Genomic DNA, 11,376 nt, shown 5'->3' on the forward strand with positions numbered 1-11,376 from the left:
AGTCACCGTTTCCCGTCAGAGTCTTCGGCCGGATCGTTCGAATCCCGAATCCGCCCGTTCATGTGACGGTTGGACTCTTCACGCGGCGGATGAACGATGCGGACGCCGTCGGGCGACAACGCCCGAAGATGCGATTGAGTGACCGGAAGCGGTCTCCAATACGCATGATGATCGTTCGCTCGCAAAAACGGTTCAGACGGATCGGAGACCATCCGGTCGGCCAGCGGACCGGAAGCGAGCCCACCGGCGTCGGCTGCTGCGTCCCGCTCCGTGCGGTCGTTGGCCAACCTGACGCTCCGCGGATGTGCGCTACGCATTCCGCATTCATATGACATTAGCCGGTTTCGGCGACCATGCATCCCGGACTGTGAGGAATGGGACATGCTCAACTGCAACGCTTGCCGGACCGGCCTCGATTTCGACTTCTCCATGGCGTTCCAGCCGATCGTGGACGTGCGCACGGATACCGTCTTCGCCTACGAGGCCCTCGTGCGGGGCATGGCCGGGGAGGGCGCCGGCGCGGTCCTGTCCCGCGTCACCGACGAGACGCGCTACGCCTTCGACCAGAAGTGCCGCACCAAGGCGGTGGAGCTGGCCGCGTCGCTCGGCATGTCGGAGAATCTCTCCATCAACTTCATGCCGAACGCCATCTACGAGCCGCGGCTCTGCCTGCGGTCCACCTTCGAGGCGTCGAAGCGGTTCGCCTTCCCGGCGGACAGGCTCATCTTCGAACTGACCGAGGACGAGCGCATCACCGACCGCGCCTGGATCCACCGCATCATCGTGGAGTATCGGCAGAGCGGCCTGAAGGTCGCCATCGACGATTTCGGCGCCGGCTACGCCCAGCTCAACCTGCTCGCGGAGATCAGGCCCGACATCGTGAAGCTCGACATGGAGATGGTGCGCGGCGTGGACGTCGACCGCGGCCGCCAGGCCCTCGTCCGCGGCATCGTCCAGGCCTGCGACGTCATGGACGTGCGCGTGGTGGCCGAGGGAATCGAGACCGAAGCGGAGGCCCGGACCCTGAAGGACATCGGGATTCCCTACCTCCAGGGCTACCTGTTCGCGCGACCGGGCTTCCAGTCCCTGCCGACGCCCCGCTTCGCCGTCGGCGTCGCCTGAGGCGCGGAAGACCCGGTTTTCAGAGGTCGAAGGGTCCCGAAATGCCGAAGGGCCTGGCACCGTCCGGTGCCAGGCCCTTCGCGAATGGAATGGTGGGCGCGACAGGGATCGAACCTGTGACCCCCTCGGTGTGAACGAGGTGCTCTCCCGCTGAGCTACGCGCCCCCGACGTCGTCGGCGTGGGGGCGATATAAGGGGCGGCATGCGGGCAAGTCAAGCGGGGATCGACGCGATCCCCGATCGGCTGCCGGGCGGCCGCCCGAGGGTCAGGACAGCGCCGCCTCGAAGGCCGGGGAGATGCGGGCGAGGGTGGCGTCGATCGCGTCGAAATGGTCGATGGTGGCGGTCGGGCCGAACTCCGCGATGGGCCTTGCCGTGTAGCCGAAGGTGACGCCGATCACCGGCACGCCCGCGCCGTGGGCGGCGGCCACGTCGGCGTCGCTGTCGCCCACCATGACGGTGGCGGAGGAAACGCCCCCGGCCGCCTCGATGGTGCCGGTCAGGTGGTCCGGATGCGGCTTGCGCACCGGCAGGCTGTCGCCGCCGAGCACCGCGTCGAACCGGCCCGCGAGGCCCAGCGCGTCGAGGAGCGGCAGCGCCAAGTGCTTGCGCTTGTTGGTGCAGACTGCGAAGCGGATGCCCCGGGCGGAGAGCCTGTCGAGCGCCGCGATCGCCCCCGGGAAGGGGCGCGTCTCGTCGGCGATCCGGCCGGCGTAGAGGGCGATGAAGCGGTCGGTCAGCGGCTCCAGCGCCTCCACGGGGAGCGGCCGGTCGGCGCGCCGGAAGCCCTCCACGATGAGGGCGCGCGCGCCCTGGCCGAAGTTGTTCTTCACCGCCGAGCGGTCCACGGCCGGCAGGCCTTCCTGGTCGAGAAGCGTGTTGAGGGCGCCGAGAAGATCGGGCGCTGTGTCCAGAAGCGTGCCGTCGAGATCGAGCACGAGAAGCGGCGCGGGCATGAGCGAGATCCGGTTGCGTAACGCCATTCCTAAGGTGCCCACCCTGCGCCGGCAAGCGGCCGCGACCATCCGCGCGGGCCGCGGCCGGCGCGGCCCGCTCCCGATCCGGGCGGGAACCGAACCGTCCAAGCCCGCCGGCTGCTTGACCCGCCGCGCCACCATGCTATGAGCCGGACGGTCAAGAAATGTCCGGGACGGGGTCCATGTCCGCCGACGAGATGAAGAAGGCCGCCGCTGCGGCGGCTCTGGAGGAGGTGCGGCCGGGCATGCGCCTCGGCCTCGGCACCGGCTCCACGGCCGCCTGGTTCGTGCGCCTCCTCGCCGAGAAGGTCCGCGACGGGCTCGACGTGGTGGGCGTCCCCACGTCGGTCGCCACCGAGCGGCTCGCGCGCGAGCTCGGCATCACGGTCATCACCCTCGACGACGTGGCCGGCCTCGATCTCACCATCGACGGGGCCGACGAGTTCGACCCGGAGCTCAACCTCATCAAGGGCGGCGGCGCCGCGCTCCTGCGCGAGAAGATCGTGGCGGCCGACAGCCGGCGCATGATCGTCATCACAGACGAAAGCAAGGCGGTGGAGACGCTCGGCGCCTTCCCGCTGCCGATCGAGGTGGTGACCTTCGGCGCCACCGCCACCGTGCGGGCGATCGCGGAGGCGGCCCGCAGCGTGGGCCTCGCCGGAGCGCTCGCGTTCCGGCGCGCGCCGGACGGCGAGAAGCTCGTGACCGACCAGGGGAACTGGCTGGTCGATGCATCATTTCGCCAGATTTCGGACCCAAAAGCACTCGCAATCGCGCTATCGCGAATCCCCGGCGTGGTCGAACATGGCCTTTTCATCGGCCTTGCCTCGAGCGTGATCGTGGCGGGCCGCTCGGGCATCCGGCGCATCGATAGACGAACGACATGATCTCCTTCCGGAGGATTTCGATGAGAAGCACGTTTTCGCGCCTCGGCCGTGTGACCGGCCTGGCGCTTGCGGTGGCGGTCCTGGCCGCTCCGACCCGAGCCCAGGAATTCAGCGAGTCGCACCTCGCCGCCGCGCGCGCCACCATGCAGGCGGCGAAGGCCTCCGAGCAGTTCGACACCATCCTGCCGATGCTCGCCGACCAGGCGAAGGCCCTGTTCCAGCGCTCCAACCCGGCGCTCGTGCAGGAGATCGACGAGGTGGTGAACCAGGTCGCCCTCGACCTCGCCAAGCAGCGCCCCCAGCTCGACCGCGAGCTGGAGCGGGCCTGGGCGGCGCGCTTCTCCGAGGACGAGCTGAAGGAGATCACGGCCTTCTACACCTCCCCGGTCGGCATCAAGTTCGGCCAGACCATGCCGGTTGTGATCCGCGATTCCATGCGGTCGGCCAGCATCTGGCGGGATACACTCTCCACGGAGCTGGTGACCAAGGCCCGCGAGGAGCTGATCAAGCGCGGACACCAGTTCTGAGGAACCGGGTCCCGAAGCATCGGCCGCCGGTCCCTCCGGCGGCCGTTTTCGTTCGGGGAGGGGGGTGACATGGCGGCCTTCGACAGGGATCTCTTCGTCATCGGCGCCGGCTCCGGCGGCGTGCGCGCCGGCCGCATCGCGGCGGGCTACGGCGCCCGGGTGGCGATCGCCGAGGAGCACCGCGTCGGCGGCACCTGCGTGATCCGCGGCTGCGTGCCGAAGAAGCTCCTGGTCTACGCCTCCCGTTTTCCGGACGAGTTCGAGGACGCCGCCGGCTTCGGCTGGACCGTCCCGCCGGCGAGCTTCGACTGGCCCACCCTCCGCGCCGCCAAGGACCGCGAGATCGACCGCCTGGAGAAGGCCTACGTGGCCAACCTGGAGCGGTCCGGCGCCACCATCCTGCGCACCCGCGCCGAAGTGGTCGACCCGCACACGGTCCGGCTCGGCGACGGGCGCACGGTCACGGCCGAGCGCATCCTGGTCGCCACCGGCGCCTGGCCCTTCCTGCCGGCCGACGTGCCGGGCATCGAGCACGCGGTCACGTCCAACGAGGTGTTCGACCTTCCCGCCCTGCCGCGGCGCGTGGTGGTGGTCGGCGGCGGCTACATCGCGGTGGAGTTCGCCGGCATCTTCGCCGGCCTCGGGGTGGAAACGACGCTCGTCTATCGCGGCGAGCAGATCCTGCGCGGCTTCGACCGCGAACTCACCGACAAGGTCGCCGCCGCCATGTCCCGGCGGGGCATCCGCATCCTCTGCGGCACCGACGTGAAGGCGCTGGAGCCCGCCGCCGGCGGCGTCGCGGCGGTGCTGTCGTCCGGCGAGACGCTCGCCCCCGGCCTCGTCATGTACGCCACCGGCCGCGTGCCCAACACCCGCGGCCTCGGCCTGGAGGCGGCCGGCGTCGCCCTCGACGGTCTCGGCGCGGTGCGGGTCGACAGCGCCTCGAAATCGTCCGTGCCGTCCATCTACGCGGTCGGAGACGTCACCAACCGGGTCAACCTCACGCCCGTCGCCATCCGCGAGGGACATGCCTTCGCGGATACGGTCTACGGCGGCCGGGAGGTGCTCGTCGACCACGCCCTGGTGCCGACGGCGGTGTTCACCACGCCCGAACTCGGCACCGTCGGCCTCACCGAGGAGAAGGCCTGCGCCCACCATCCGGCGGTCGACGTCTACAAGGCCGAGTTCCGGCCCATGCGCAACACGCTCGCCGGCCGCGACGAGCGCATGTTCATGAAGCTCATCGTCGACGCGGTCTCCGACCGGGTGCTCGGCGTCCACGTGATCGGCCCCGACGCGGGCGAGATGGCCCAGCTCCTCGGCATCCCGCTGATGATGAACGCCACGAAGGCCGACTTCGACCGCACCCTGGCGGTCCACCCGACCGCCGCCGAAGAGCTCGTCACCATGCGCACGCCCAGCGTCAAGCACCGGCGCTGACGACGCCGGTCCGGCCGGCCCCGTCCGCCCGGCGGTCGGTCACATGCGGTAGGCGGTCCGGAAGCCGCCCCACATGCGGCCCCTCACCCGGATCGGGGCGTCGATCTCCTTCATCAGGACGGTCTGGCCGTTGCCCATGTCGCGCTGGTAGGCCTGCACGACGAAAGGCCGCACGTTGCGCGCCGCCACGAGGCCGGTGCGGTCGTCGAAGATGCGCTTGTTGCGGCTGTTGGCGGCGTTCCACGCCGGGTCGCCGGGGCGCTGCGGCTTGGAGAAGATCGTGTTGTGCACCGGCAGCCAGCCGTTGCGGTCCACGGCGCAGCAGAAGGTCATCCGCGTGTCGGTGGCGAGCAGCGCCTCCTGGACCGGCGGCAGCACGCGCTCCAGGAAGCGGATCGCGGACGTATCCACCTGCAGCGGGTCGGTTCCGGCGATCGGCCGGTAGTCCGTGTCGAACAGGCCCGCCTCGGTGATCTCGCCCCTGGCGAGCGCCGCCTCGAACAGATCCGACACGTCGGCCGCGGCCTTCATGGCCCGGTCGATCAGCTCCTGGTAACCGCCGCGGATGTCGGCGAGGAGCGAGCCGAACGCCGCCTTCGCGGCGCCGTCCGCCTCTCCGAAGGCGATATGCACGCCCACCGGGCTCACGCCCACCACCCGGGCCGGCAGCGCCGCCCCGGAGGCGAGCTCCACCGAGAGGGGCGTCCCGACCGGGGCGGAGAGCCCCGCCGTCGCCTTTGCGAGCAGGCCGCCCGCCGAGACGTCCACGGTCGAGGTCCGGTGGCGGCCGTGCGGCAGCGACAGCGTCACCGGCACCTCGGCCGGGAAACGGTCGTGGCGGCGCCGGTCGCCCATCTCGGACTGGCGGAGCACGGTCATCAGCCGGGCCGTCGAGCGGTCGCTGTCGGCCGCGAGCGCGTCCGAGGCCTGGCGCACCGCCAGCACGTCCTCGCCGACCCTGAGGCTCGTCTGCCGCATGGCGGTCGCCCGGGCGGAGACGCCGTCCACGAAGTCGCGTGTGGCGTCGGCCGCGCGGGCCGCGTCTTCGATCACGCTCGCCTGGGCGGAGACCGCGTCGGCCACCGCCGCGAAGGTCGGCGTGATCCGGCCGATCACGTTCACCACGTCGTTCACCGCCGCCACGGACTGCTCGGCTGTGCCGCGCAGCTCCTGGATGGTCGCGCGGATCTCGCCGGTCGCCCGCTGGGTCTCCACCGACAAGGCCTTCACCTCGTTCGCCACCACCGCGAAGCCGCGGCCCGATTCGCCGGCGCGCTCCGCCTCGATGGTGGCGTTGAGGGCGAGGAGGGTGGTCTGCTTGGTGATCTTGGAAATGAGGCCGATCACGCTCTCGATCCTGGCGATCGCCGTATCGAGGTCGGCGACGCCGGTCCCGGCCCGCGTGGCGCCCGCCTGGGCCTCCTCGGCGAGCGAGGTCGCCCGGCTGATCTCCGATCCGATGCCGCGGCCCGCCTCGGCGATGTCCTCGAACGTGCGGGTCAGGCTCGCGACCGTGGTCTTCGCCCGGTCCACCGCCGCCGTCAGGCCGTCCGCGTCCCCGGCGATCTCGCCGGTGCGGTCCAGCGCCTCGCGCACCCGATCGGCGACCGCCGTGTTGGCCTTGGCCAGGCGCCGCCGGGTCTCGCGCACGTCGTCCTCGATGAGGTCGACGGCGCCGCCCACCATCGCGGTCTGGTGCGCATCGGCGAGCGGATCGGACGGGCTGGCTTCCGGCAGCGGGGTGGCGGCGGACGGCAAGGGTCCGGCCTGCCGATCGAGACGGCGTCGAAACTGGGAAAGCAACGGCGTCAACCTCTCGAACGTTTATATTGTAAGAGTTACATGTGAACAGTCTAGATTGACGGGGTTAACGCGGCTTGAACGCCGGTCCCGCCGTGAAGAACACTATCCACCGGGCGATGGCGCCTAAAGATTACTGTTGCACGTCAGTACATCTACGGATTGCAAATGCTTGCGTCGGCTGCCGATCGCCCTCCTGCGTCATCCGTCGTCCCATCGCCGCATTTGCGGATATTATCGCCAGGGCGGGACGAACTCGGCTGTGGACGGTGGTTCCGTCTGTTTGACGGACGGGCGCGTAGGCTCCACATCTGAATGGCCGGCCTCGCAGCGGCCGGACCCGGGATACCGCAGGACATGCCGCTTCATCTCATCAAGCTCTGCGTCGGCGCCGAAAGCGTCGAGGACCTGGACCAGTGGATCCGCGAGCGCCTGGCCGTGCAGGCCGCCGCCGGCCTCGATCCGGAGCAGACCCATACAACCCGTATGATCCCGAAGCGCGCGCCGGAGATCGTCGACGGCGGCTCGCTCTACTGGGTGATCAAGGGCCAGGTTCAGGTCCGCCAGCGGATCCTCGCCATCCGGCCGTTCAAGGACGGGGACGGCATCGAGCGCTGCGACCTGGTGCTGGAGCCCGAACTCGTGCGCACCGCCTTCCAGCCGCGCCGCCCATTCCAGGGCTGGCGATACCTGGAGGCGAAGGACGCGCCCGCCGACATCCTCCGCCGGCGCGGCGACGACGGCATGCCCGCCGAACTGCGCCGCGAACTGCAGGAACTCTGCCTCATCTGAAGCCCGCCGCCGGTCCGTTGCGGGCCCCGTCGACGCTGCGGCATGCCCGTACGTTAACGAGTGGTGTTGCGCCGGGCGGACGTGTATAACCGCGCGTCTTGGAAAGATCGACGAGCGCGCACGGGGCAAAGAGAAAAGACCTGACGCGCCCGCCACCAACAGAGCACCGACGATGAGCACCGCCTGGAAGCCCGACACCTGGAGAGCGAAGCCGATCCAGCAGGTCCCCGACTATCCCGATATGCAGGAACTGGCGGCCGTCGAGTCGCGCCTGGCCACCTATCCGCCGCTCGTGTTCGCGGGCGAGGCGCGCAAGCTGAAGAAGCAGCTCGCCACCGTGGCGGCCGGCGAGGCCTTCCTGCTGCAGGGCGGCGACTGCGCCGAGAGCTTCGCCGAGCACGGCGCCGACAACATCCGCGACTTCTTCCGCGTCTTCCTGCAGATGGCGGTGGTGCTCACCTATGCGGCGGCCCAGCCGGTGGTGAAGGTCGGCCGCATCGCCGGCCAATTCGCCAAGCCGCGCTCCAAGCCGACCGAGACGATCGGCGGCATCGAGCTGCCGGCCTACCGGGGCGACATCGTCAACGGCACCGAGTTCACGCCCGAGGCCCGCATCCCGGACCCGCAGCGCCAGGAGATGGCCTACCGCCAGTCCGCCGCGACGCTGAACCTGCTGCGCGCCTTCGCCCAGGGCGGCTACGCCAACCTCGACAACGTGCACACCTGGATGCTGGGCTTCGTGAAGGGCTCGCCCCAGGCGAGCCGCTACGCCCAGATCGCCGAGCGCATCACCGAGAGCCTCGCCTTCATGCGCGCCTGCGGTGTCGATCCGGAGACCGCGCCGGCCCTGCGGTCGACCGATTTCTACACCAGCCACGAGGCGCTCCTCCTCGGCTACGAGCAGGCGCTCACCCGCGTGGATTCCACCTCCGGCGACTGGTACGCCACCTCCGGCCACATGATCTGGATCGGCGACCGCACCCGCCAGCCGGACCATGCGCACGTGGAATTCGCCCGCGGCGTGAAGAACCCGATCGGCCTGAAGTGCGGCCCGAGCCTGCAGCCGGACGAGCTGCTGCGCCTGATCGACATCCTCAACCCGGAGAACGAAGCGGGCCGCCTGACCCTGATCGCCCGCTTCGGCGCCGACAAGGTCTACGAGCACCTGCCGCAGCTCGTCCGCGCCGTGGAGCGCGAGGGCCGGTCGGTGGTGTGGTCGTGCGATCCGATGCACGGCAACACGATCACGCTCAACTCGTACAAGACCCGGCCGTTCGACCGGATCCTGCGCGAGGTGGAGGCCTTCTTCGCGGTCCACCGGGCCGAGGGCACCCACGCCGGCGGCATCCACGTGGAGATGACCGGCCGCGACGTGACCGAGTGCACCGGAGGCGCCACCGCCATCTCGGCGGAGGACCTGTCGGACCGCTACCACACGCACTGCGACCCGCGCCTCAACGCCGACCAGGCTCTCGAGCTCGCCTTCCTGGTGGCCGAGAACCTCAAGGCCGAGCGCGACAGCCGCGGCGCGCCGGTCCGGATGGCGATCGCCGGCGAGTGATCGCCGCCAGGCCCGAAAACGACGTTCGGAAGGGGCCTTCGGGCCCCTTCTTCATGTCCGGCGTCAGCCCGGTCGGACCTGATTCCGCCGCGGCGCCTTCACTATTCGGAAAGGTGAGCGGTCGGGAAGACTTGCCGGCTTTGCGCTTGCCGTCGGTGCGGGCAGCCGGACCGCCTTGGTTGAAAGACGCACTTAAGGACATCCGACAGGATCCATTGCGTGCGGCTGTGATGCATACTAAACAAAAGATCCGAAATGGCCACCCACCCCGTCTGTTCGACGGGACGGACCAGAAAAGCATGATTTCTTATCTTGCGCTCGACGGATTAAGAATCGGAATAGTCGACGACAACAGCTATTCGCGCCGCCTGGTGCGGACCATGCTGACCAGCTTCGGCATCCGGCAGATCAACGAGGCCGGGTCCATCACGGAAGGCTGGTCCATCGTCGTGCGGTTCCGTCCCGACATCCTGATCCTGGACTGGAGCCTGCCGGGCGGCGACGGCGTGGCGCTACTCGATCGGATCCGCTGCCATCCGGACGACGAGATCGCCACCCAGGCGGTCGTTTTCCTGTCCGCCCACAGCGGCAAGCGCCAGGTCCTGTCGGCGGTCCGTCTCGGCGCCAACGATTTCATCGTCAAGCCGGTGTCGCCGCGCCTCCTCTACGACCGCCTGAAGCGGGTGGTGATGACCCGCGTCAACTACATCCGCCGCGACGGCCGGCTCGTGCCGGTCCACACCGCCGGGATGCCGCTCGCAGCCCTGCCGGCGCCCGCGCTCGTCGCCGAGGCGAGCGACACGGCCGACATCGCCTTTCTCTAGGCCTCCGGCCAGCGGCCGGTTGCGGCGACACCGGCCGGTTGCTACACGGGCCGGATGACATCCGCCCCCGCCCGACTCCGTCTCGCGCTCGCCCAGATCCGGCTCGGCGGTTCGCCGCGGCATGTGGCGGCTCGCCTGCGCCATGTCCGCGCCGAGGCGGCCGAGGCCGGCGCAGACCTCGTCGTCACGCCCGCCCTCGCGCTCACCGGCGGTCGCACCGACCCGGCCACCGTCGCCGAGGCCCGCGCCGCGCTCGATGGCCTCGCGGCCGAAACCGCCGACGGCGGCCCCGCTCTTCTGGTCGGCACGGCGCTCGTCGACGGTGGCCGCCTTCACGACGCCGCCGTCCTCCTCGACCGGGGCCGGATCGAGGGCCTTCGTTTCCGTGTCCGTGTGGATGCCCCCTATGCGGCCGGCCCCATGCCCGGCCCGCTCGCCGTGCGCGGCGTTCGCGTCGGCATCGTGGTCGGATCGGATCTCGACGGCGAGGATGTGGCCGAGTGCCTCGCCGAGACCGGCGCCGAACTCGTCGTCGTCCTCGGAGCCTGGACCTTCGGGCCGGACGCCGCCGAAACCTCCCTGCAGACGGCGGTCGCCCGCGTCGTGGAGACCGACCTGCCGCTCGTCGCGGTCAACGGCGTCGGCGGCCTGCCCGACGGGCGCCTGCTCGCCGGCGCGTCCTTCGGCCTGGAGGCCGACCGCGGCCTCGCCTGCCAGCTTCCGCTGCTGGCCGAGGCGGCCCCGCGTCTCGACCTCCACCGCGCGGACGATGACCGCTGGGTCGCGTCCGGCGGGCCGGTCGCGGATCTGCCGGGACCGGAGGAGGCGCTCTGGCGCGCCCTCGGCGCCGCCGGCGACCACGTTCTCCGCCTTTCCGGCGCATCCGCCGTGGCGGTCGACGCGACCGACGGTGCCGCCGGCTTGGCCATCCAGGCCCTCGCCGACGCGCTCGGCCCGGATCGGGTCCTCGCCCTCGTCCCCGACGACCGGCCCGTTCTCCCGCCCGGCCTCGATGCCCGCGTGCGCCGCGTCCCGCTCGCCCTCGCGCCCTTGGTGGCGGCCCTCGGCCATGCGGTCGGCGCGCCCGCCGACGCCGCCGATGCCGCCCTCGAGGCGATCGCGCGCGTGGCGCTCCTAGACGCGGCGGCCGTCTCCGCCGGCGCGGTGCGCATCGCCGCGTCACCACACGGTCCGGGCGCGGCCGACGCCTACGACCTCTGCCTCGATCTGGACGCCGCCGACCTGGACCGCCTCGCCGCCTGGCTCGCCGCCGCCGGTTCCCCGCCGCCCCCGCCGGACGAGCCCGCCCGGAAGAACGCCGGCGGGAGCGCCGGCCACCGCCGATCGCTCGGCGCCGGGCCCGGACTCCGGCTCGCCGGCCGCTCGCCCTAGCGCCGGCGGCCCGGCGGTCCGGCGGGCGCCGCCGGACCGACCGGACCGCCGGCG

Annotated in this window: 11 protein-coding genes and 1 tRNA gene; 8 read left to right on the forward strand and 4 right to left on the reverse strand. The window is 71.0% G+C overall.

Annotation, left to right across the window (positions count from 1 at the left end; genetic code table 11):
• Nucleotides 1–2 precede the first annotated feature (2 nt).
• Nucleotides 3–287: a hypothetical protein gene (locus HND91_RS04045; protein WP_181705265.1), complete on the reverse strand. Its 285-nt coding sequence runs from the start codon at nucleotides 285–287 to the stop codon at nucleotides 3–5.
• A 94-nt stretch (nucleotides 288–381) separates the two neighbouring features.
• On the opposite strand from HND91_RS04045, the gene HND91_RS04050 reads away from it, so the two are divergent.
• Nucleotides 382–1,122 carry an EAL domain-containing protein gene (locus HND91_RS04050; RefSeq protein WP_181705266.1) on the forward strand — a complete coding sequence of 247 codons (741 nt, stop codon included), beginning with the start codon at nucleotides 382–384 and terminating at the stop codon, nucleotides 1,120–1,122.
• A gap of 90 nt (nucleotides 1,123–1,212) precedes the next feature.
• Here HND91_RS04050 and HND91_RS04055 read toward each other — a convergent pair.
• Both HND91_RS04055 and HND91_RS04060 read right to left on the reverse strand, forming a co-directional pair.
• A tRNA-Val gene (locus HND91_RS04055) sits at nucleotides 1,213–1,287 on the reverse strand.
• A gap of 101 nt (nucleotides 1,288–1,388) precedes the next feature.
• Nucleotides 1,389–2,078, reverse strand: coding sequence for an HAD family hydrolase (locus HND91_RS04060; protein ID WP_181705267.1), 690 nt, complete (start codon nucleotides 2,076–2,078; stop codon nucleotides 1,389–1,391).
• Between the two features lie 203 nt (nucleotides 2,079–2,281).
• Here HND91_RS04060 and rpiA point away from each other — a divergent pair, with 203 nt between their 5' ends.
• From rpiA to gor, 3 genes are all read left to right on the forward strand, one after another.
• Entirely contained in the window at nucleotides 2,282–2,986 is a 705-nt protein-coding gene (rpiA, locus tag HND91_RS04065; RefSeq protein WP_181705268.1) for a ribose-5-phosphate isomerase RpiA, read from the forward strand.
• Between the two features lie 20 nt (nucleotides 2,987–3,006).
• Nucleotides 3,007–3,513: a DUF2059 domain-containing protein gene (locus tag HND91_RS04070; RefSeq protein WP_181705269.1), complete on the forward strand. Its 507-nt coding sequence runs from the start codon at nucleotides 3,007–3,009 to the stop codon at nucleotides 3,511–3,513.
• Between the two features lie 69 nt (nucleotides 3,514–3,582).
• Nucleotides 3,583–4,953, forward strand: a complete 1,371-nt coding sequence (gor, locus tag HND91_RS04075; RefSeq protein WP_181705270.1) for a glutathione-disulfide reductase — start codon at nucleotides 3,583–3,585, stop codon at nucleotides 4,951–4,953.
• Between the two features lie 39 nt (nucleotides 4,954–4,992).
• On the opposite strand, the gene HND91_RS04080 is transcribed toward gor, so the two are convergent.
• On the reverse strand, nucleotides 4,993–6,711 hold the full coding sequence (locus tag HND91_RS04080; protein WP_181705271.1) for a methyl-accepting chemotaxis protein: 1,719 nt from the start codon (nucleotides 6,709–6,711) through the stop codon (nucleotides 4,993–4,995).
• Nucleotides 6,712–7,110: 399 nt separating this feature from the next.
• Between HND91_RS04080 and HND91_RS04085 the strand changes: the two genes are divergently transcribed.
• From HND91_RS04085 to HND91_RS04100, 4 genes are all read left to right on the forward strand, one after another.
• Nucleotides 7,111–7,545, forward strand: coding sequence for a DUF1489 family protein (locus HND91_RS04085; RefSeq protein WP_181705272.1), 435 nt, complete (start codon nucleotides 7,111–7,113; stop codon nucleotides 7,543–7,545).
• 172 nt (nucleotides 7,546–7,717) lie between these two features.
• Nucleotides 7,718–9,106 carry a class II 3-deoxy-7-phosphoheptulonate synthase gene (locus HND91_RS04090; protein WP_181705273.1) on the forward strand — a complete coding sequence of 463 codons (1,389 nt, stop codon included), beginning with the start codon at nucleotides 7,718–7,720 and terminating at the stop codon, nucleotides 9,104–9,106.
• 299 nt (nucleotides 9,107–9,405) lie between these two features.
• Complete coding sequence (locus HND91_RS04095) at nucleotides 9,406–9,930, forward strand: response regulator (protein WP_181705274.1); 525 nt, start codon at nucleotides 9,406–9,408, stop codon at nucleotides 9,928–9,930.
• 54 nt (nucleotides 9,931–9,984) lie between these two features.
• Nucleotides 9,985–11,322, forward strand: coding sequence for a nitrilase-related carbon-nitrogen hydrolase (locus tag HND91_RS04100; protein WP_181705275.1), 1,338 nt, complete (start codon nucleotides 9,985–9,987; stop codon nucleotides 11,320–11,322).
• Nucleotides 11,323–11,376: the final 54 nt, after the last annotated feature.

The sequence above is a fragment of the Chthonobacter rhizosphaerae genome (genome assembly GCF_013839525.1).
GTDB lineage: Bacteria > Pseudomonadota > Alphaproteobacteria > Rhizobiales > Pleomorphomonadaceae > Chthonobacter > Chthonobacter rhizosphaerae.

Bases quoted from the DNA above. Each gene is read 5' to 3' on its own strand.
- HND91_RS04050 (WP_181705266.1), top strand. From the start codon at position 382: ATGCTCAACTGCAACGCTTGCCGGACCGGCCTCGATTTCGACTTCTCC.
- rpiA (WP_181705268.1), top strand. From the start codon at position 2,282: ATGTCCGCCGACGAGATGAAGAAGGCCGCCGCTGCGGCGGCTCTGGAG.
- gor (WP_181705270.1), top strand. From the start codon at position 3,583: ATGGCGGCCTTCGACAGGGATCTCTTCGTCATCGGCGCCGGCTCCGGC.
- HND91_RS04060 (WP_181705267.1), bottom strand. From the start codon at position 2,078: ATGCCCGCGCCGCTTCTCGTGCTCGATCTCGACGGCACGCTTCTGGAC.
- HND91_RS04090 (WP_181705273.1), top strand. From the start codon at position 7,718: ATGAGCACCGCCTGGAAGCCCGACACCTGGAGAGCGAAGCCGATCCAG.
- HND91_RS04100 (WP_181705275.1), top strand. From the start codon at position 9,985: ATGACATCCGCCCCCGCCCGACTCCGTCTCGCGCTCGCCCAGATCCGG.
- HND91_RS04095 (WP_181705274.1), top strand. From the start codon at position 9,406: ATGATTTCTTATCTTGCGCTCGACGGATTAAGAATCGGAATAGTCGAC.
- HND91_RS04085 (WP_181705272.1), top strand. From the start codon at position 7,111: ATGCCGCTTCATCTCATCAAGCTCTGCGTCGGCGCCGAAAGCGTCGAG.
- HND91_RS04070 (WP_181705269.1), top strand. From the start codon at position 3,007: ATGAGAAGCACGTTTTCGCGCCTCGGCCGTGTGACCGGCCTGGCGCTT.